Here is a 19,472-nt window from a genome sequence, read left to right on the forward strand (position 1 = left end):
TCACCGCAGGAGCGGCTCGAGCGCCGCTCTTGCGGAGGGATAGGGAGCAACCATGAAACGCCAATTTATCGCCGGTGCCACCTGCCCGGAATGTGGGCAGATGGACAAGATCCAGCGTGTCATCGACGGCGACACACAGTGGATGGAATGTGTTTCCTGCGGGGCGACAAAAGATCTGGATGCCAAGCCACCAGAAGCTAGCGATGCCCTGGCTAAACCGGTCACCCTGCAGCCGGCAAAAAAATAAGGTTTTCGGGTCGTAGCAACGATCGAGCGCTTGGTCCGCAGGAAAACGACCAGGAACCAAAAGACTTCCAGCACAGTAGGGCACCCTCTTACATTTGAAGGCGCCGGAGACAATCGGCAGCTGGCTTCTATCCTTTCCCCTTCAGCGGGTGCCAGTGGTGTTATTAATCTGCCGCCACTGGCGGTCACTGCATCACATCCCTTCCCCCCGCTGACATCGCTTATCCCGACCTGCGACAGGCAGTTTCAATGCCCTCGTGCGTATCAACGGTCGACCGTTTTCCCGGCCAGTGCGGGGGGGACCCATTGCTCATAGCTAGAGGCATATAAATATCGAATCATGTTCATATTTTAATGGGTTTTAATAATAAAAGCGTAGTCACTAAAAAATAAAGTAGGTGCTAATAACTATAAAAGTGACATCAGGGTGATTAAACGTTATTAGAGTGTGTAAAAAAGTAAGCAAAGGTATCCAATTTTACAAATAACTTTTCTCGAGTCGTGCTAAGTTCCATTCCGCTGTCTGTTATGTGAACTATTTCACTAAAACAAATGGCGAACTCAGTTGCGATCACCCAAAGAGGGAACTTTTCATGCGCGTGAACAAGCTTATTCTGGCTTCTGCCATCGCGGTATTGTCTGCACCGGCCCTGGCGGTAGACGGTACTATTACATTCAATGGCCTGGTGACTGATCAGACCTGCGAAATTACCACTCCTGCGGGCAAAGACTTCACCGTCACCCTGCCCACAGTGTCTGCCAGCACTCTGAACGCGGCCGCTCAAACTGCCGGTCGTACGCCTTTTTCCATCAATCTGTCTAACTGCAGCAGCGATGGCAAAGTAGCAACTTACTTTGAGCCGGGCCCCACTGTTGATTTCGATACTGGCCGTCTGGTTAACCAGGCAAACGCTGCCGATGCCGCCACTAACGTACAAATCCAACTGCTGGGCGAGAACAGCCTGTTCATCCCTGTTCAAGCTGCTGGTGCTGGCGGTGCGCAGGACAACTCCCAGTGGGTTGACGTAACCGCGGGCGGTGCTGCTGATCTGAACTACTATGCTGAATACTATGCTACCGCTGCAGCGACTGCCGGTACGGTTAATACCTCTATTCAGTACACCATCATCTATCAATGATGACGTGATGGCAGCTCTCGTTTCCTGGGGGCTGCCAACTCTCTGAGCTGGGTAATTCAATGTTATTAAGAGTGAAACTGTTCTTGCTGAGCGGCTTTCTGCTGTCAGCAGAGTGGGCGAGTGCCAGTGTGATTATTGACGGCACCCGTGTGGTTTATCCACAAAAAGCCCGAGAGGTGACTGTGCAACTTCACAACACAGGTGAATCACCGTCGCTGGTGCAATCGTGGGTAGACGAAGGCGATAAGGATGCAACACCGGATTCCAGTTCGGCGCCATTCATCATTACACCGCCTATTTCCCGTATAGAAGCAGGCTCTGGGCAGGCATTGCGATTGACCTTTACCGGTAGGGATTTGCCCTCTGACCGGGAATCCTTGTTCTGGCTGAACGTTCTTGAAGTGCCCCCGGCACCGGAAAGCGCCGAGGACAAAAACCTTATGCAGTTGGCATTTCGTTCAAGACTGAAGATTTTTTATCGACCTGCTGATCTTGCAGGTAGAGCGAACTTATCAAGTCACTCTCTAGAGTGTGATTTTAAATCAGAAAAAAGAGTAATGAGTTGCACAAACCCGACGCCCTACCACATAAGCGTGGTCAAGTTGGAGCTGGCTCATGAAAGCGGAGAAACGGATCAGGTTGAGACAGGGCTGATGTTTTTGCCTTTCTCAACGCATGATTTTGATATCGGTTTCAAAAAAGATGTCAGGCAGGGAACAAAAGCCGTTTTTACATCGATAAATGATTTTGGTGGCGCAGTAGAAATCAGCATCGATATATCCCAACGATAACGAAATAAACGGCCTAGAGGTCTGGTAAGGATGCCAATGCTGTCGGCGTTATCAATCAATAAAAGCTTAGCTATCGTTATGGCTACCCTGGCTGTCGGGGCTTGGTGTGGTAATTCCTATGCACAGGATAAGCCGGCATCGTTCAACTCATCTTTCCTGATGGGTTCAGCAAGAGACATGGATACCTCCTTGTATAGTCACGGCAATCCTGTATCGCCTGGTGAGTACCGGCTTGATATGTATGTGAATGGCCAGTGGTTTGGCAAACAGGATATTGTTTTCAAGTCAGTACCAGGAGGAAAAAGCGCAGAAACCTGCTTTGGCGCTGAGGATCTTGAGTTCTATGGTGTCGATTTTGAATCTATCGGGGCGCCAGTTAGTGAGATAGAGAAGTGCAAGCCCATTTCCGAATGGATTGGGCAGGCGCAATCTCGTCTCGAGATTTCCTCGCTACGCATGGACCTGACAATTCCTCAAGAAAATCTGCGTCGCGAAGCGAGGGGTTACGTGAATCCTGAGCTATGGGATCGTGGTATTAATGCCGGGTTTATCGGCTATGATCTGAATGCGACAACTATCCGTGCTGACGAGTCGGGATCTGGCATTTCAAACAGTGACAATCTTTATCTTGGTCTGAATTCCGGTGTCAATGTTGCGGGTTGGCAGCTCAGGCATAACTCCAGCGTATCGCGGCGATCCGGTGAAGGATACGATTTTCAGAAGACTTCAACATTCGCACGTCGTGCGTTCTCGGAAATTCGCAGCAACCTGACCATTGGTGACAGCTTTACCAGTGGTGAGTTATTCGATTCCGTAGCGTATCGAGGCATGAACCTTTCCAGCGAGGATCGCATGCTGCCCGATTCCATGCGGGGTTATGCTCCAGTGATTCGGGGCGTGGCTTCTACCAATGCCCGTGTCGAAGTTCGCCAGAACGGTAATCTCCTCTATAGCACCACGGTATCACCCGGAAACTTTGTTATTGATGATCTTTACCCCACAGGGTTCGGGGGGGATCTGGATGTGCTTGTCACCGAAGCTGACGGCCAGCAGCGCTCCTTTAGTGTGCCCTATTCCTCCATTGCGCAATTGCTGCGAGAAGGAATCAGCCGACATAGCGTTACCGTGGCGCAGCTGCGTAATGACGAACTGGAAGATGAGCCGCTGTTCATGCAGGCCACTTACCAGCGCGGTCTATATCATGACATTACCGGTTACCTGGGTAGTACAGTCAGTCAAGGTTATCGTTCTGTTTTGGTGGGTGCCGGCCTGGCCACAGAGCTGGGTGCCTTTTCGTTTGATGTCACCCGCTCACAAACAGAATTCAGGAATAATGACGACAAGTTTGGCAACAGTGTTCGCATCAACTATTCGAAGATGCTGAATCAGACCAATACCAACTTTACGCTTGCCGCTTATCGTTACTCCACAAAAGGGTTTTATGGCCTGTCGGATGCCATGTTTGCCAGAGAGTTTGATGAGCAACAGTTGAGTCTGGCCGCCCTGAGAAGCCAGAAGAGTCAGTTTCAGCTGACATTGAATCAGGCCCTTGGTCGCCGCTACGGGTCTTTGTACTTCACCGGATCCGTACGTGATTTCTGGGATGTTGAAGGGGAAACCAAGCAATATCAGATGGGCTACAACAACCGGTTCCGATCTGTTAGCTATGGCGTTTCTGCAATCCGAACCACGACCCAGGAAGGCGAGGCAGATAATCAGTTTGATCTTTCTTTCACCATGCCTATCGGTGGTGGTTATAGCGGGCAATATATTGATGGCGGCGTTTCACTGGATGATGACGGCTATACATCCAGCCGGGCCGGTATCAATGGCTATGGCGGTGACCGGAACCAGTACAACTACGGTATGCGGGTAACCGACAACGAACAGAACGGTTCCACCGTTGGGGTAAATGGTGAGTACCGTAGCCGCTTTGCTTCTGTAAATGGTTCTTACAGTTACAGCGACGATTATCAGCAGGCCTCTGCCGGTGCACGGGGTGCCTTTGTCGCGCACAAGGATGGCATCACCATGACGCCGCAACACGGCGACACCATGGTGCTTATTGAAGCCAAGGATGCCAAGGGAGCCGGAGTGGTCAGTGCCTCTGGTGTGGAAGTCGATGATTTTGGTTATGCGGTATTACCTTATGTGACCCCTTACCGGATGAATCGAATCACGCTGGACCCCAACGGCATAGACAGAAATGTTGAGCTGAAAGGAACGAGTCGCAAGCTTGCTCCTTACGCCGGCTCAATCACCAAGGCGACATTCGAGACAGAAAAAGGACTGCCGATACTGATAAAAGCACATCGCCGTGATGGCATCAGCCTGCCTTTTGCTGCCCGAGTCTTTGATATGTCTGGCAATGAAGTGGGTGTGGTTGGCCAGAGTAGTGTCATTTTTGTCCGCAGTGAACAGAGACAAGGAATGTTGACGGTGAAGTGGAGTGGGGAGCAATGCAGGTTGACCTATCAACTTGGTGATGCGTCTCCGGAACAGGAGTTCGGTTTTGAAAAAACCAATGCGATTTGTCACTGAGCGCCTTGATAGGCTGGCAGCGTACTGTTTGTCGATCAGTATGTTGTGTTTGCTGAGTATTACAGGTCATGCGGCTTGTTTTGTATCATCCGGATTTAGCGCGCAGGATGTGCGGATGGAATTGGGCCGTGTTCTGATCCAGCCGGACTTGCCCGTGGGGGCGATCATTCAGACGCTGCAAGTGCCGATTACCGCAAAAAACAATGCCGGGTCTTGTAACTTCGGGGGCTTTTCCAGAGGCGAGCTGGTGCGCAATCCTGCCGCTGTCCCCGGGTTTTCGAATGTCTATCAAACGGATGTGCCAGGTGTGGGGATCCGGCTTTACCGGGAAGCGGGTGATATCTCGACCTACTACCCTCACCAGATAAATTTCAGCGGCAACCGGCAGTTAAACCTGATTGGCGGGTACTTCAAAGTGGAGCTGGTGAAGACGGCGGCGGTTACCGGCTCCGGCCCTGTTGGCCCACCGGGATTGTTTTCAACCTATTACCTGGATGGCTCTGGTATTAACCGGCCGGTTCTCACCTCCACGCTGACGGGGCAGGGGATCACGATTGTGACATCATCCTGCCAGGTTGAGGCGGGATCCAAAAACATTGCCGTTAACTTTGGCTCGGTTTCCAACCGTGATTTTAGCGGGGTAGGGTCGAGGGTGAATCCGAGAGATTTCGAGATCCGCATGCGCTGCCAGGGCGGCAATGTCGTCGGCCTGGATCAGGGGCTCATCAAGGTAAGGTTTGATGGAACCCAGGATTCATCAAACATGCCGGGCGTGCTGGCCATAGATGGTGGTCCCGCATCAGCTAGCGGCATTGGTATTCAACTTAACCAGACCCTGGGTGGCACCGAGCAGACGGTTTCACTCGGTGAAGGCGTTGCCCTTGGCCGTACTCCTATTAACGATTCGGCCGAGTTTATCCTGCCCATGCGCGCTTACTATATCCAGACCGAGCTAGGCACCGTGGGCGCTGGAACCGGTAATGGCAGGGCCACATTCACCATTGAGTACCATTAATGGTACTCAATGACATAGCGCATGCTGGCCGGCTTCGCACCAGAAGACGCAATACGCTCCTGAAGGTGGCCTGACTGGCTCTCAACCACAACAGATTGGGCGTGGCTCTCTCCGACAACAGGTTCCAGGTAAGTCTTGGCAATGTGCTGGGCGGCTGATAGCCCCTGATTACCGCAGGAATTTACGACTACCTCTGTATAGCCGGCCTGGCTCTGCGCGGCCGTTTGGCAGGACGCATACACAACCGCTCCCTGGAATGAGATCGTATTGCTGGCCATGGCTGCGGAGGTAGAAAGTGCGAGTAACGCGGCGATCCCTGTGCGGCGTGCAGTGTTCATAGTGCCCCCTTCGATCACTGATTAGTTATTTTGTCTAAGTGCGAAGGTTTACTTCTAGTACTTTTTCATTGGTTTTATGTAGTAATTGTCGTGCTCTTTTACATTTTTGGCACTTAAAGGTGGAAAATGGAGGATGACCGGTTACGGAAGAATGATCAGTCGAGGAGGGAGTGTTTCAGACCCGCCACCGTCTTTGCCATCTGCATCCGCAGCCATGGCACTCTCTCCATGACAGGAAAGAACAGGTCTCGCCCGGTGGATACCGTGCGGCTGTGGGATTGAAACGCCGGTGTCAGCCAGCGGCTCATGCGCTGGTAGAAGCGGATCTGTGGTTCGCGTTGACGATGGTAGTGCGCCCAGGCCTGGGGCCAGGTGTCCGACGCTGCAACGGCCTGGCCGAGAGCCCGGGCATCCAGCAGGGCCATGTTGGCGCCCTGGCCCAATTGCGGGCTCATGGCATGGGCGGCATCGCCAATAATACCCAGCCGGTTTTCCCCCCAGTGATGCATGATCACATCCCGATAGGTGGCGGGTAGCAGTTGTTTCTGGTGTGTCAGGGGCGCCAACAGCGTTTCCAGCTGAGGCCAGAGCATGAGTGCCTCCTGACGCCAGGCGGAAAAATCAAAATCCGGCTGCTGCCATTCGTTCATCTGCGCCACCGGCAGACTCCAGAAAAAACTGGCCAGCGCCTGGTCTGGCTGATCCGGGCGGCAGCCGGTGGGCAGGATACCGGCCATCTGGCCAGCCTGGTGGTAGCGCTGTTGCAGCAGCGGTGCCGCAAACGACGCCACCATGGGCTGCATGGCCCACATGGCTCCCCAGGGGTAAAAGCCGGTCATAGCGGGTCCAGGCGGCCGGGCGAAGATGGCTGTGGCTGCCGTTGGCAATCAATACCGCATCAAAGGACAGCCGGCAGGGCTCGCCTGCCTGCTCGGCGATCACGGTGGCGCGATCCGCCATGGTGTCCACGGCACTGACCGTGCAGCCCATCCGTCGTTGGTGTGGCAGTGTCTGCAGGTGCTGGTCCAATAGATGACAGAGGCTGGCGCGATGCACGCCCAGGCCGTGGCTGTGAGTGTCCAGGCTGCGGTAGGCGGTGTTCATGATGCGCCGATCGTCGCGGGTGTGGCCGACCAGCGCATCGATGCGGGCGCCGTAACCGAGCATCGCGTGATAGAGGCCCATTTCCTGAAGCACTGCCAGCCCGCTGGGCTGCAATAGCAGCCCGGCACCGACTGGCGTTAGTGCCTCAGCCCGTTCTATCAGGGTAATGCGGTGGCCTTGCCCGGCGAGCAGGGCGGCCGTGGCCAGGCCGGCGGTGCCGGCGCCGATAATGGCGATGGTTTGTGGTTGCACAGATGGGTATCCCTTCCCCGAAAAAGCCAGCCCATGCTAGCAGGCCAGCTCGATATGGTTGGGGACGGGGTCAAAAAAACGGGCCGCAAAGGCGGCCCGTAGCGTACTGAATGAAGCGTGTCTTGTTACTTCTCCACAAACGCTCGCTCGATCACATACTCACCCAGCTCGCCGCCGCGGGTTTCCTTGAAGCCCCAGCCATCGAGAATCGCCTGGGTATCCTTGAGCATGGCGGGACTGCCGCACAGCATGAAGCGATCGTTCTCCAGGCTCGGCGTGGGCAGGCCGAGATCCGCGAAGATCTTGCCGCTGGTCATCAGGTCGGTGAGCCGGCCCTGGTTGCGGAACGGTTCGCGGGTCACCGTCGGGTAGTAGAGCAGCTTGCCTTTGACGAATTCACCGAAGAATTCGTTGTTGGGCAGCTCGCTCTGAATGGTGTCCTGATAGGCCAGCTCGGACACATGGCGCACCCCGTGGGTGAGAATCACCCGGTCGTACTGGTCGTAGACCTCCGGGTCCTTGATGATGCTCATGAACGGCGCCAGACCGGTGCCGGTGGACAACAGCCACAGGTTCTTGCCCGGCAGCAGGTGGTCGGCTACCAGGGTGCCGGTGGGCTTGCGGCTCACATAGATCTTGTCACCCGGCTGGATGTTCTGCAGCTGGGAGGTGAGCGGGCCGTCCGGCACCTTGATGCTGAAGAACTCCAGTTCTTCCTCATAGTTGGCGCTGGCGATGGAGTAGGCACGCAACAGCGGGCGGCCGTTGTCCTGTTCCAGGCCGATCATGGTGAAGTGGCCATTCTTGAAACGGAAACCCGGGTCCCGGCTGGTGGTGAAGCTGAACAGGGTGTCGTTCCAGTGGCGCACGCTGGTGACGGTTTCAGTATTCAAATTAGACATAATTAATTCAGCGCTTATTCCAAAACTCCAGATGATGGAAATTTAATCGAAATGGGTTTATCGGTAAAATGGGTAATTCCGATGTATTATATCGGCATTAACGATATAGGAGTCTGATTCGACTGTAGGGAGCCCCCGTGAAATTTACTCTGCGACAGCTACAGGTGTTCCTGGCCACGGCGCACCACGAGAACATCAGCAAGGCGGCGGAGAGTCTGAGCATGAGCCAGTCCGCCGCGTCCGGGGCGCTCAAGGAGCTGGAATCCCTGTACGATCTGAAGTTCTTCGAGCGGGCCGGCAAGCGCCTCAAGCTCAATGAGCTGGGGCGCCAGTTCTGGCCGCGAGCTGAGGCGTTACTGGCCCAGGCCCGGGATCTGGAGGCGGACCTGCTCTCGCACCGGGATCTGGGGCGTCTCAATGTGGGCGCCACCCTGACCATCGGCAATTATCTGGCGGTGGGCATCATGGCCGATTACATGGCCGAACAGCCCGGCGCCCGGGTGCATCTGGAGGTGGCCAACACCCGAACCATCGTGGAGCGTGTGCTGGCGTTCGAGCTGGATCTGGGGCTGATTGAAGGTGAGCTGAACCACCCAGATCTGGAGTTATTGCCCTGGCGGGAGGACGAGCTGGTGGTGTTCTGTAGCCCGAATCATGCCCTTGCCGGTAAGGAAGCACTTACCGACGAAGACTTGCGGGCGGCCCACTGGATTGTCCGCGAATCTGGCTCCGGCACCCGGCAGACCTTTGAACGTGGCCTGCATGGCCTGGTGCCGGAGTTGGATCTGGCCCTGGAGCTGGAGCATACCGAGGCGATCAAGCGGGCGGTGGAAGCCGGGCTGGGCATCAGTTGCCTGTCGCGGGTGTGTCTGCGTGAGGCCTTCAAGCGCGGGTCGCTGGTGGAATTGCCGGTGCCCCAGCGGGATTTCAGTCGTGATTTCTACTTTGTGCTGCATCGTCAGAAATACCGCAGCCCGGGCATTGAGAGGTGGCTGGAATTATGTCGCGCTTCCGCCGGATAACCGGTTACAGCCTGATCGGGCTGGCACTACTGCTGGTTCTCGGGTTGCTGCTGCCGGAGGGACGGCAAGTTCCCGTGCAGGGCGCCGATAGCAAAGACTGGCATCCGCAGACGTTCTGGTATCACCCCTGGGGCCAGTCCGGAGTGCACAAGGGCGTGGATATTTTTGCCCCCAGCGGCACGCCGGTGTTGGCCAGTAGTGGCGGTCTGGTGCTATTTCGCGGCGAACTGGCTCGGGGCGGCAAGGTCGTTCTGCTGCTCGGCCCCCGCTGGCGGCTTCACTATTATGCGCATCTGGCAGACATAGCCGAGACCGGGCCCTGGTTATGGGCCGGGGAACCGGTGGGCTCCGTGGGCAGTACTGGCAATGCGACAGGTAAGCCGCCCCATCTGCATTATTCGCTGGTCAGCATGCTGCCGCTGGTGTGGCTGGCAGATGGTGCTCCGCAGGGCTGGAAGAAGATGTTCTACCTCAACCCACTGATGCATTTCGATGTTCAATAAGGAGTTGCCGTGAAACAGGAGTGGCAGGCCTTCTGGCTGGCCCTGGGCTTTCTGACCCGGATTCCCATGCCGGTGAAGATCGACTATTCACAGACGTTGATGAACCGCTCAAGCCTGTATTTTCCGTTGGTGGGGCTGTTGCTGGGCGGTCTTTATGCGGCCCTTTTTACGGGCCTGGCCGCGTTCTGGAGCCTGCCGGTCTGTATCGGTCTGGTGTTGGCCTTCCATCTCTGGATTACCGGTGCCTTCCACGAGGATGGCCTGGCGGACAGCATGGATGCCCTGGGCGGTGGCTACACGGTGGCGTGGCGGCTGGAGATCATGAAGGACAGTCGTATCGGCACTTATGGTGCGGTGGCGCTGGTAGTGGCGCTGGGCCTGAAAGCGGTATTGCTGATGGATGCCGAGCCGGTCTGGCTGGCCCTGCTGGTGACGCCCGCCATCGGGCGGCTGACGCCCTTGCTGCTGATGCGTTTTCTGCCCTACGTGACCGACCCGGATACCAGTAAAAGCAAACCGGTGGCGGAAGCCTTCAGCGGACAAAGGCTGCTACTGGCCACACTCTTCACCGTGGTTGTGGCGCTGTTGTTTTCGGTGTGGCTGCCAGCCTTGCTGGCGGTGGGGGTGGTTGCGTTGCTGTGGGGCGCCAGCCTGAAGCGGCAGCTTGGTGGTTATACCGGGGATGCATTGGGGGCCAGCGTGGTGTTTACCGAGTTGGTGTTCCTGTTGGGCCTGACTTTGTAGGGTGGATTAGCCGCAGGCGTAATCCACCCTGCGTTTTCATCAGGGGTTCAGGTATTCATCGCGCACAATGCCATCGAGTTTTTCATAGGGAATCGTCAACTCCGGCTGCCCCATGGCGTAAGGGGCAATGTGGTAGACATTGTAGTGCAGCACCAGGCCGCCCTTGCCGAAGTAGACATTGTCGGTGCGATCGAAGGGCCAGCTGTCGCGAAAGGTCTGGTCCAGCTTTTCCTTGTCCAGCCATTGCTGGTGCTGGTTTCGGGCCAGCTCCCAGAACGCCTGTTGTTTACCGGGTTCCAGCAGGTCAGCAAGGGCCAGTTTTTGCTTGCGTGCCAGGTCCCAGTGAAAGTACTGCACGCCGGGCTGGCCATGGGCGCCACCGGTGTATTCGTAGCTGTCCATGCGCAGGGTGAGCAGGTCGCCCCGGCGGGTCTGGCGCTTGATGGTGGCATTCAGCTCCCAGCCTTGTTGGGACGCCATGGCCATGTCTGACGCATCGGCGAGGAAGGCATCTACCAGGCTTTCGATGGTGCCGTCATGGGGAGTGCTACCCTGGTTCTGAACGAGCATGCCGGCAAGTTGGGTGGTGATCGCGTCGTTGAGGGTCGGCTGGTTTTCAAAGGTTGGCCAGGCCAGATCCACTTTCGGGCAGCCGTCGCCCTGGCATTGTTCATCCGTTTTTTCCAGGGTATGGAGAACGCGCACCAGCTCACCGGTATGCCCCTGCCCGTCACCAGACTGTGGGTCGGCGGTGCCCTGCTGCGCGCCAGCCGGGTCGGTATCCTGATTGTTGTTATCACAACCTGCCAGCAGTGCGGCTGCGAGCAGGAACACAAATGTCATGCGCATGAGATAGCCTTTCGGAAAATTCGGGATGCGGGCATTTAACGGCAGGCGCCTTGCCTTTTGCAACCATGGACCTGGCAGGCTACTGAAAAACCCGTTGCATGCTCAGCGTGGCCTGAAGTGTGCAGCTGTTGTGTCTTGTCTTGACGGGCAGGGTGGCTCCCTTTCCTAGAGACAAGGCGCAGCAGATGTACGCTTCAGGCCGCGCCCTTCGGGTCTTCCAGGCTGGCCCGTACTCGTCGTTGCCGTTCTTTGAAGGTAGAAGGATCGACAGGCAACCAGCATGCCATCAAAATTGCGCCCTCTGTGCCCTGCGGGTATAGATTACGAGCCAGCCTGAAAGACTGAGCACGCAACGGGTTTTTCAGTAGCCTGCTATGCTGGCCGGGCTTACTGACACTGTTATTGATGGGAGAAATGCAATGAGCTTCTGGACGGTTTACCTTTCCGGGGAAATCCACACCGATTGGCGCGAGCGGATCATTCAGGGGTGTGCCGAGAAAGAACTGGATATCGAATTTAGCGGTCCGGTGACCGATCACGAAGCCAGCGACAAGGTGGGAGTGAATATTCTCGGCGCGGAAGAAAAGCGCTTCTGGGAAGACCGCCTGGGTGCCGGAATCAACGGCATCCGAACTCGCAAGCTGATCGATGAGGCAGATCTGGTTATTGTCCGTTTCGGCCCCAAATACAAGCAGTGGAATGCGGCCTTTGATGCGGGTTACACCGCTGCTCTGGGCACGCCCATGATCATTCTTCACGATGAAGAACACGACCATCCCCTCAAGGAAGTGGATGCCGCCGCCGATGCCGTGGCGCGCACTCCCGAGCAGGTGGTGGAGATGCTGGTTTACATCCTCAACGCCTGACGGGGCGCGGGGTCAGAGCTTCCTGGCAATGGTCAGTTCGGGCCCCGTTTTACCCCATTTTTCATCTCCTCAGGAGCATTTCCTGTGTTCTGCTTGTCCTATCGGATGACAGGCATTAACAGGCAATACTAAGGAGTGCTCCGATGACACACCGTTTACTCGCCGCCGCCGCATTCATGTTGGTAACCACGGCCACCTCCTGGGCGGACACCCAAGGGGTGCCCAATGTGAAGACCCCGGACCCGGATAAAGTCGCCGTGCAGATGGAAGACACCCTGGAGGATATTCAGGAATTCACGGTGGAACAGAAAAACGATGCCATGCGCACTGCCCGCCATGCGCTGGATGATCTGGATCGGCAGATCACGCTGCTGCAGAGCGAAATTGACAGCGGCTGGAAAGAGCTTTCCCAGCAGGCCCGCCTGGACAAACAGTCCGCCATGGCAGCCCTGAAAGAGCAACGCGCGGAGCTGGAAACCCGTTACCAGGCATTGCAGCAGGCCGGTGCGGATAACTGGGAAGCTGCCAAGGCGAAATTTTCCCAAGGTTGGGAAGCCGCCAAACAGAGCTGGCAGGCGTTGAATGCGCCCGTGGCTGAAGGCACGGATAATCCTGAGTAAAACTGAGGGCCGTGCAGCACACAAGGAGGAGCTGGCATGCTGACGTTGATTCCGTTCGAGGATGACCGGGTGGTTGGGGCAAGAATTTCCGGCAAGATCACTCGCCCGGAATTCGATGCGGTGGCAGAGGCTCTGGAAGCGGCGCTGGCGAAACACGACAAGGTGCGCTTCTATGCGGAAATGGAGACCTTTGGTGGTGTCGCCATGGATGCTCTGTTCCAGGACCTGAAGTTCGGTTTGCGTCACTGGCAACAGTTCGAGCGTGAGGCCGTGGTCACCGATCGGGACTGGATGCGGCGTCTGGCGCTGCTGGCCGACAAGCTGTTGCCTTCCATCGACGTAAAGGTTTTTGCCGGTGATGATGTGGACAGTGCCAGGGCATGGATCTGCGCGGACTGATCGCACCATTTTGTTGCCGCACCCGCAGATAAAAAAGAAGGGCCATCCGGCCCTTCGTTGATTTCTCCTTCCTGTGCATCCGGCAGGCGCACCTGCAGGTCCTCGAATTCGTCCAGCGCCTGGCGCCAGTCCATACGGGGCCGGGTCTGTTCCCTGGCGGTTTGATGAGCGCCGCCCTTGCGCATCAGTGGATCCATTGCCGCCCAGTTGCGCAGCGGTTTGGGGCCTTTTGCCATTGCCGTTTTCCTTTTTAAGTCAGACAGTTGCTGTCTGGTAGTGGAAATCCTCCCGTATCAGTCTGGCTGCATCTGGAAGGCGGCGCGATATTACGCCGCGGCTGCGCGATTCACTAGCGTCGGCAGATAAAAAAAGCGTTATAAATAATGGCTGACAGGGTTGTCAGCCGCTTGCCGCCCGAGGCCGCCGTGGCGGGCCATCCGGGCCGAGGATTTTTGGCCTGTGAGGGAGGTGGTACCGGTCTTCGGTTATGGGGATACTGGACGTTCCCGGCCGACAGGCCACGCCTGGCCACTATCTACCGCCGGGCCGACCAAGGAAGAGGATAGCCAATGACAGGGGTGTCACCGGCAGAGCGGCGCAGGATCAGTCTGACGGCAATCGGCGAGTTTCTGCTGGTAGTCTTGTTTGTTGTCAGCCTGCCGGTGCTGTTTATCTGGACCCTGTGGTTGTTCTGGGCTGTGCTGGCCGCCGCCCTTGTAGTGGGTTTGCTGGTGCGCGGTCTGGCATTGCTGTTAATGGGGACGGAGCGTCGTGGCCATACCCTGGCGACCCTGATTGTTACCTTCAGCCTTCTCACTATCGCCGTTGCCTTCCCCATTTACTACCTGATCTACAAGGTAGAGGCGGACCCGCCTCTGTTACCCAATGTGGTGCTCACCAATGGAGAAAAGACGGTAGTTTTCCAGGGTATGGTTCATGTGGGCATGGAAAGTTTCTTTAAATCCGTGGTCTATGACCTGGAATCCGCCATGCAGTCCGGCTATCGACTCTACTACGAAGGCATTCAGTCTTCGCCGGGGGAGGGGGACGATTGGTACAACGCCAATCAGGCTGGTGGCGGTGACCTGGCGGAGCATTTCAAGGCATTGGCGGATGCTTGTGGTGTGACGTTTCAGATGGACTATTTCTCGCTGATGGAGGAGTCCGCCCGGCGCAATCCTGGCCGTCATGTGGTGGCCGACGTGACGACCCTGGATATGAAGCAGGAATACCAGCGTCTGATCATGAACGATCCGGAATTCGATGAACGCATGCGCCGCCGCGGCAAGCTCCCCACGCCTCGCCCACCGAATCTGGTGGACCGTCTTCTGGACTGGCATGGTCAGGCCAACGATTCCCAGCGGGAACTGATCGGTGTGCTGTGCCGGGGTTTTATTTCCATTGCGCTTGATGAAGATAATATCCGTGACCGGGATCTGGACAAGGTGGTGCTGGATTTCCGCAATCGCAAGCTGGTGGAGCGGCTGCTGGCAGATCCGGCAAACAAGATCTACATCACCTATGGCGCGGCGCACCTTCCCGGCGTAGTTGCCTTGCTTCGCGAACAGGATCCCGACTGGCAGATTCTCTCGGTAAAATGGGTGCGGGGGCTGGCGACGCCGGAAAACTGGGAGGGTTCCCTGGATATTCCGTTACTACCGGTACAGGCGGATAGTGGCAGCAATTAAGCACGCTCAGATATCTGCGTAATCCTGCCCGCCCTTGAGCCAGCGACGCAGTAGCGGCTCCACGCTTGCCGGGCAACGTTGCAACAGACTGTCTGCCACGTCCCGGGCGGGCTCCATCAGCGCTTCATCGCGCATCAGATCAGCAATGCGAAAGGCCATATCGCCGGTCTGGCGGGTGCCCAGCCACTCGCCGGGACCGCGCAATTTCAGATCTTCCTCGGCAATCACAAAGCCGTCGGTGGTGTCGCGCATCACTGCCAGGCGTCGTTTGGCGGTGAGCGACAGGGGCGTCTGGTAGAGCAGCAGGCAATAACTTTGCTCGCCGCCCCGGCCCACTCGACCACGCAGCTGATGGAGCTGGGCAAGGCCCAGCCGTTCCGCATTTTCCATCACCATCAGGGTGGCGTTGGGCACATCCACGCCCACCTCGATGACGGTGGTGGCCACCAGTAGTTGGGCCTCGCCACTGGCAAAACGGGCCATGCGTTCGGCCTTTTCCTTTGCCTTCATGCGGCCGTGTACCAGCTCCACGGTGAGATCGGGCAGGGCGGCCTGCAGCTCTGTGAATGACGCTTCCGCCGCCCTGGCCTGAATTTCCTCGGACTCCTCAATCAGCGGGCATACCCAGTAGGCTTGCGTACCCTGCTGGCAGGCGTCGTTGATGCGCTCGATCACCTGGGGGCGGCGCCCTTCCGGCAGCACCAGGGTGTCGATGGGTTTACGCCCGGGGGGCATTTCATCGATCACCGAGGTATCCAGATCACCGTAGACGCTCATGGCCAGGGTACGGGGGATCGGCGTGGCGGTGAGCACCAGTTGGTGGGGCACCTGGATGCCATGGCGGGTATCGAAGCGGCCTTTTTCGCGCAGGGCCAGGCGCTGTTGCACGCCGAAGCGGTGCTGTTCATCGATGATGGTCAGGCCCAGGCGATGGAACTGCACCGCCTCCTGGAACAGGGCATGGGTACCCACCACGATAGGGGCGCGGCCATCAGCCAGCGCCGCCTGGGTGTCCCGGCGGGCCTTGGCCCCCAGGCTGCCAGCCAGCCAGTGCACCTCAATGCCCAGCGGCGCCAGCCAGTGGTGGAAGTTGTCCCGATGCTGCTCGGCGAGCAGTTCCGTGGGCGCCATCAGCGCCACCTGGTAGCCGGATTCAATAGCGGCCAGCGCTGCAGCCGCGGCGACCAGGGTCTTACCCGAGCCCACATCCCCCTGTACCAGTCGTAGCATGGGGTGGGGCTGGCCCATATCGCCAAGCAACTCTCCAATCACCCGCTGCTGGGCCCCGGTGAGGGTGAAGGGCAGGCTGGCCTGTAGTTGTTGGAATAAATCATCCGCGTGCAGGCGCGGGGCGTGGAAGGCTTTCTGACCCGCCCGTTTCTGCAGCATGCCCAGCTGGTGGGCCACCATCTCTTCCATGACCAGTCGCTTTACTGCCGGGTGCTTGCCGTCCAGCAGCAGGTTGACCGGATCATCCGGGCGCGGGTTGTGCAGCTTGCTCAGCGCGTCGGTGAGTGACGGCAGGCCGCGTTGATCCAGCAGCTCCCCGGGGATCAGTTCCGCCGGCGGGTGACCCTGCAGGTACTGCAGGGCCTGACCGGCCAGGTTGCGCAGCAGTTTCTGGCTGACACCTTCGGTGGTGGGATAAACAGGAGTCAGTGCTTTTTCCAGCGGAGGCAGGCTGGTGCCGATTTGGTATTCGGGGTGATAAAACTCCAGCCCGGCGGCCCCGGGGCGCGGTTCGCCATACACGCGAATGGGCTTGCCCCGTTCCATGTTGTTCTTCTGCGCGGCGCTGAAATGATAAAAGCGCAGGGTCACCATGCCGGTGCCATCGGCCACCTTGCACAGCAACGAGCGCCGGCGCCCGAATACCACATCCGCCGCCATCACTTCGCCTTCGATGACCACCCCGGTTTCCGGGCGCAGGCTGCCGATGGGGGTAATCCGGGTGCGGTCTTCGTAGCGGAACGGCAGATGGAACAGCACATCCTCCAGGTTGTGCAGGCCCAGCTTGGCCAGCCGTTCGGCAGCAGCGGGCCCGACGCCTTTCAGGCGGGTGATGGGTAGGGATGCGAGATTGTCACCGGACATCAGTCAGCCGTTGATTCCTGTGCGAGTAACGAGGTTCGAGTTGCGAAAAGCAAAAAGCGGTTCGGGTTTTCGCAACTCGAACCTCGCTTCTCGTTCCTTATCAGCCGGCCAGTCCTTCCTTTGGCACCGCCTGGCGTAGCACCTCGATGGCTTTCGGCCGCGGGAAGCTGTCCCGCCAGATCAGGGCGATGGTGCGCGCCGGAACCGGGGCCTTGAAAGGGCGCACCGCGAAAGTGGCCTTGTCATAGCCATGCTGGTGGAGCGCCGAGTTGGGCAGCACGGTGATGCCCAGGCCACTGGCCACCATATGGCGGAGGGTTTCCAGGGAGCCACCTTCAATTTGTACCAGATTGCGTTGTCGCTGGGAGTCGATGGCCGGGCACAGCTCCAGCACCTGATCGCGGAAGCAATGGCCTTCGCCCAGCAGCAGCAAGGTTTCGTCGAGCAGTTGATCCGGCGCGATTTCCGTCTGGCTGGTCCAGGGGTGATCGCCGGGCAACAGCACCGAGAAAGATTCCTCATACATGCGTGCCCGTACCAGCCCGCCGCCGGAGAAGGGCAGCGCGACGATAATGGCATCCAGGTCGCCTTGTTCCAGCTTGCGACGCAGCACGTGGGTGTAGTTTTCTTCGATGAACAGGGGCATTTCCGGGGCCGCGGCGCGAACCTTTGGCACCATGGTGGGGAACAGATAGGGGGCCACAGTAAAAATGGCGCCTACCCGTAGTGGCGACCCCAGTTGATCCTGCTGGCTCATGGCCATCTGCGTCAGCAGGTCTGCCTGTTCCAGAACCCGTTGGGCCTGGGCGACAATGGGCCCCGCCTGGGGTGTCACCACCACTTCCCGAGGGCGGCGTTCGAACAGCGGCATGCCGAGCTGGTCTTCCAGCTTCTTGATGGCTGCACTGAGGGTGGGCTGGCTCACGTTGCAGGCCTGGGCGGCGTGGCCGAAATGGCGCTCCCGGGCCAGGGCGACGAGATAGCGTAGTTCTGTTAATGTCATGGCACTGATTCGCTTATCCAATTACTGCTCATTGTGCCTAGAAAAAAAGGCAGTGAATAGTTAACAGTGAATAGTTAATAGCGTGCGAGAAAGGCTAGGGGAGTGCGGTCATGGGAGATGCGTGTGAACCTGGGATTAAGGGTGTCTTTCGCTGTTAACTATTCATTATTAACTATTAACTGGTTGTGCATTTATGTCCCACATTCTGATTGCCGGCCTGGGTGACCTGGGCACCGGCCTGGCGGAGCAATTTCTGGCCGAGGGTCACCGGGTCAGCGCCATTCGACGGGGCAGCCGCTGTCCCGCCGGTGTGGAGCTATACAGCCAGGATTTGCTTGCAGGCGCCGCCATGCTGCCACCGGACCCGGTGGATCTGGTCATTATCATCATGACGCCGTCTGAATACAGCGAGGAAGGGTATCTGAAGGCCTACGTGCGGGCGCCGCAGACCCTGCTGGATGCCCTGGCGGCCCAGCAGCCGCTGCCGCCGGTGGTGTTCGTCTCCAGCACGGCGGTCTTTGGTGACGTTGAAGGCGACGTGGACGAGCTGACGCCGCCAAAGCCGTCTCGCTACAACGGCAAGGTGCTGCTGGCCGCGGAAGAGGAGCTCAGCATCCGCTCCCATTGCACAGTGGTGCGCTTCTCCGGCATCTACGGGCCGGGTCGTTATCGTCAGATCGACAAGGCGGCGCGCCTCGCCCGGGGGGAGGAGGCACTGCCTCGCGCCCAGTGGACCAATCGCATTCATCGTGACGATTGTGTGGGCTTGCTGAAGCAGGTCGCCGATGGCTGGTTGGCGGGACAGGACATGCCGCCGTTGGTGATCGGTACCGACAACGTGGGCGGACGCAATCTGGACGTGCTGCAATGGTTGGCTCAGCAACAGGGGCTGACTCTGGCGGTGCCCGATGACGCGCCTGCTGGCAAGCGGATCCGCAGCCAGTACATTCGCCAGGGGCATTACACCCTGCGCTATCCGGGTTATCAGGATGGGTACAGCCAAGTGCTGGCGGAAAAAGAGTGGCAGGTTAAACGTTGAAAATGGAAAACCGCGTAGGTTGGGTTGAGTGCAGCGAAACCCAACAATGCCGGGCGTTTGACCGATATCTGGTTGTGATGTTGGGTTTCGCAGAGCTCAACCCAACCTACGCCGCCCTGATCAGCCGATAAACGGCGCGATCCATCAAAACCGGGGGAAAGTGCTCAAATGATCGGTAACCAGTTGAATTTAGAGTTTATTTTTAACTTTTAACTATTAACTATTCACTGTTAACTATTCACTGCCTCTAAAGCGGACTTGCCTCCCGCGCACGCGCTAGTAAAGTGTGCGCCTCAATTTTTTCTGTGGCGGGCCCT

At 57.7% G+C, this 19,472-nt stretch carries 20 protein-coding genes; 13 read left to right on the plus strand and 7 right to left on the minus strand.

Annotated features, from left to right (window positions below; all coding sequences use genetic code 11):
- Positions 1-52 precede the first annotated feature (52 nt).
- The 5 genes from ACMG4N_RS03385 (at position 53) to ACMG4N_RS03405 (ending at position 5,732) form a co-directional block, all read left to right on the plus strand.
- Positions 53-247 (plus strand): YheV family putative metal-binding protein, encoded by a 195-nt coding sequence (locus tag ACMG4N_RS03385; RefSeq protein ID WP_297767981.1) that lies wholly within the window; start codon positions 53-55, stop codon positions 245-247.
- 592 nt (positions 248-839) lie between these two features.
- A complete protein-coding gene (locus ACMG4N_RS03390) occupies positions 840-1,385 on the plus strand; it encodes a fimbrial protein (RefSeq protein ID WP_297767986.1) in 546 nt (181 codons plus the stop codon).
- Between the two features lie 71 nt (positions 1,386-1,456).
- On the plus strand, positions 1,457-2,176 hold the full coding sequence (locus tag ACMG4N_RS03395) for a molecular chaperone (RefSeq protein ID WP_297767989.1): 720 nt from the start codon (positions 1,457-1,459) through the stop codon (positions 2,174-2,176).
- A gap of 30 nt (positions 2,177-2,206) precedes the next feature.
- Positions 2,207-4,717: a fimbria/pilus outer membrane usher protein gene (locus tag ACMG4N_RS03400; protein ID WP_297767992.1), complete on the plus strand. Its 2,511-nt coding sequence runs from the start codon at positions 2,207-2,209 to the stop codon at positions 4,715-4,717.
- A complete protein-coding gene (locus ACMG4N_RS03405) occupies positions 4,689-5,732 on the plus strand; it encodes a fimbrial protein (protein ID WP_297767995.1) in 1,044 nt (347 codons plus the stop codon). Before ACMG4N_RS03400 ends, ACMG4N_RS03405 begins: the two co-directional genes overlap by 29 nt.
- Here the strand turns inward: ACMG4N_RS03405 and ACMG4N_RS03410 are convergent.
- From ACMG4N_RS03410 to ACMG4N_RS03425, 4 genes are all read right to left on the minus strand, one after another.
- Entirely contained in the window at positions 5,729-6,070 is a 342-nt protein-coding gene (locus ACMG4N_RS03410; RefSeq protein ID WP_297767998.1) for a hypothetical protein, read from the minus strand. The genes ACMG4N_RS03405 and ACMG4N_RS03410 overlap by 4 nt on opposite strands.
- A 155-nt stretch (positions 6,071-6,225) precedes the next feature.
- The gene (locus tag ACMG4N_RS03415; protein WP_414432903.1) at positions 6,226-6,720 is read right to left on the minus strand and encodes an FAD-dependent oxidoreductase; all 495 of its coding nucleotides are present in this window, start codon (positions 6,718-6,720) and stop codon (positions 6,226-6,228) included.
- A complete protein-coding gene (locus ACMG4N_RS03420) occupies positions 6,692-7,426 on the minus strand; it encodes an FAD-dependent oxidoreductase (protein WP_414432904.1) in 735 nt (244 codons plus the stop codon). Before ACMG4N_RS03420 ends, ACMG4N_RS03415 begins: the two co-directional genes overlap by 29 nt.
- A gap of 125 nt (positions 7,427-7,551) precedes the next feature.
- Positions 7,552-8,328, minus strand: a complete 777-nt coding sequence (locus ACMG4N_RS03425) for a ferredoxin--NADP reductase (RefSeq protein ID WP_272962814.1) — start codon at positions 8,326-8,328, stop codon at positions 7,552-7,554.
- Between the two features lie 137 nt (positions 8,329-8,465).
- Here ACMG4N_RS03425 and ACMG4N_RS03430 point away from each other — a divergent pair, with 137 nt between their 5' ends.
- The 3 genes from ACMG4N_RS03430 to cobS are packed head-to-tail and all read left to right on the plus strand — an operon-like array spanning position 8,466 to position 10,597.
- On the plus strand, positions 8,466-9,350 hold the full coding sequence (locus ACMG4N_RS03430) for a LysR family transcriptional regulator (RefSeq protein ID WP_297768006.1): 885 nt from the start codon (positions 8,466-8,468) through the stop codon (positions 9,348-9,350).
- Positions 9,329-9,853 (plus strand): M23 family metallopeptidase, encoded by a 525-nt coding sequence (locus tag ACMG4N_RS03435; protein ID WP_297768008.1) that lies wholly within the window; start codon positions 9,329-9,331, stop codon positions 9,851-9,853. The genes ACMG4N_RS03430 and ACMG4N_RS03435 overlap by 22 nt, the downstream gene beginning before the upstream one ends.
- 9 nt (positions 9,854-9,862) lie before the next feature.
- Positions 9,863-10,597 carry an adenosylcobinamide-GDP ribazoletransferase gene (cobS, locus tag ACMG4N_RS03440; protein WP_297768011.1) on the plus strand — a complete coding sequence of 245 codons (735 nt, stop codon included), beginning with the start codon at positions 9,863-9,865 and terminating at the stop codon, positions 10,595-10,597.
- Positions 10,598-10,636: 39 nt separating this feature from the next.
- Here the strand turns inward: cobS and ACMG4N_RS03445 are convergent, their stop codons facing one another.
- On the minus strand, positions 10,637-11,446 hold the full coding sequence (locus tag ACMG4N_RS03445) for a DUF3298 and DUF4163 domain-containing protein (RefSeq protein ID WP_297768014.1): 810 nt from the start codon (positions 11,444-11,446) through the stop codon (positions 10,637-10,639).
- 419 nt (positions 11,447-11,865) lie between these two features.
- Here ACMG4N_RS03445 and ACMG4N_RS03450 point away from each other — a divergent pair, with 419 nt between their 5' ends.
- The 4 genes from ACMG4N_RS03450 to ACMG4N_RS03465 all read left to right on the plus strand — a co-directional run bounded on the left by ACMG4N_RS03450 (position 11,866) and on the right by ACMG4N_RS03465 (position 15,019).
- Positions 11,866-12,312 (plus strand): YtoQ family protein, encoded by a 447-nt coding sequence (locus tag ACMG4N_RS03450; RefSeq protein ID WP_035249837.1) that lies wholly within the window; start codon positions 11,866-11,868, stop codon positions 12,310-12,312.
- Positions 12,313-12,455: 143 nt separating this feature from the next.
- Complete coding sequence (locus tag ACMG4N_RS03455; protein ID WP_297768019.1) at positions 12,456-12,932, plus strand: hypothetical protein; 477 nt, start codon at positions 12,456-12,458, stop codon at positions 12,930-12,932.
- A gap of 36 nt (positions 12,933-12,968) precedes the next feature.
- On the plus strand, positions 12,969-13,331 hold the full coding sequence (locus ACMG4N_RS03460; RefSeq protein ID WP_297768022.1) for an STAS/SEC14 domain-containing protein: 363 nt from the start codon (positions 12,969-12,971) through the stop codon (positions 13,329-13,331).
- A 569-nt stretch (positions 13,332-13,900) separates the two neighbouring features.
- Positions 13,901-15,019 (plus strand): hypothetical protein, encoded by a 1,119-nt coding sequence (locus ACMG4N_RS03465; protein ID WP_297768025.1) that lies wholly within the window; start codon positions 13,901-13,903, stop codon positions 15,017-15,019.
- Between the two features lie 6 nt (positions 15,020-15,025).
- On the opposite strand, the gene recG is transcribed toward ACMG4N_RS03465, so the two are convergent.
- Positions 15,026-17,113 (minus strand): ATP-dependent DNA helicase RecG, encoded by a 2,088-nt coding sequence (recG, locus tag ACMG4N_RS03470; RefSeq protein WP_297768027.1) that lies wholly within the window; start codon positions 17,111-17,113, stop codon positions 15,026-15,028.
- Between the two features lie 100 nt (positions 17,114-17,213).
- A complete protein-coding gene (locus tag ACMG4N_RS03475; protein WP_297768101.1) occupies positions 17,214-18,116 on the minus strand; it encodes a hydrogen peroxide-inducible genes activator in 903 nt (300 codons plus the stop codon).
- A gap of 193 nt (positions 18,117-18,309) precedes the next feature.
- Between ACMG4N_RS03475 and ACMG4N_RS03480 the strand changes: the two genes are divergently transcribed.
- Positions 18,310-19,155, plus strand: coding sequence for an NAD-dependent epimerase/dehydratase family protein (locus ACMG4N_RS03480; protein WP_414432905.1), 846 nt, complete (start codon positions 18,310-18,312; stop codon positions 19,153-19,155).
- Positions 19,156-19,472 lie beyond the last annotated feature (317 nt).

Origin of the sequence: Alcanivorax sp. IL2 (genome assembly GCF_047495475.1) — a bacterium.
In the GTDB taxonomy this organism is placed as follows: Bacteria; Pseudomonadota; Gammaproteobacteria; order Pseudomonadales; family Alcanivoracaceae; genus Alcanivorax.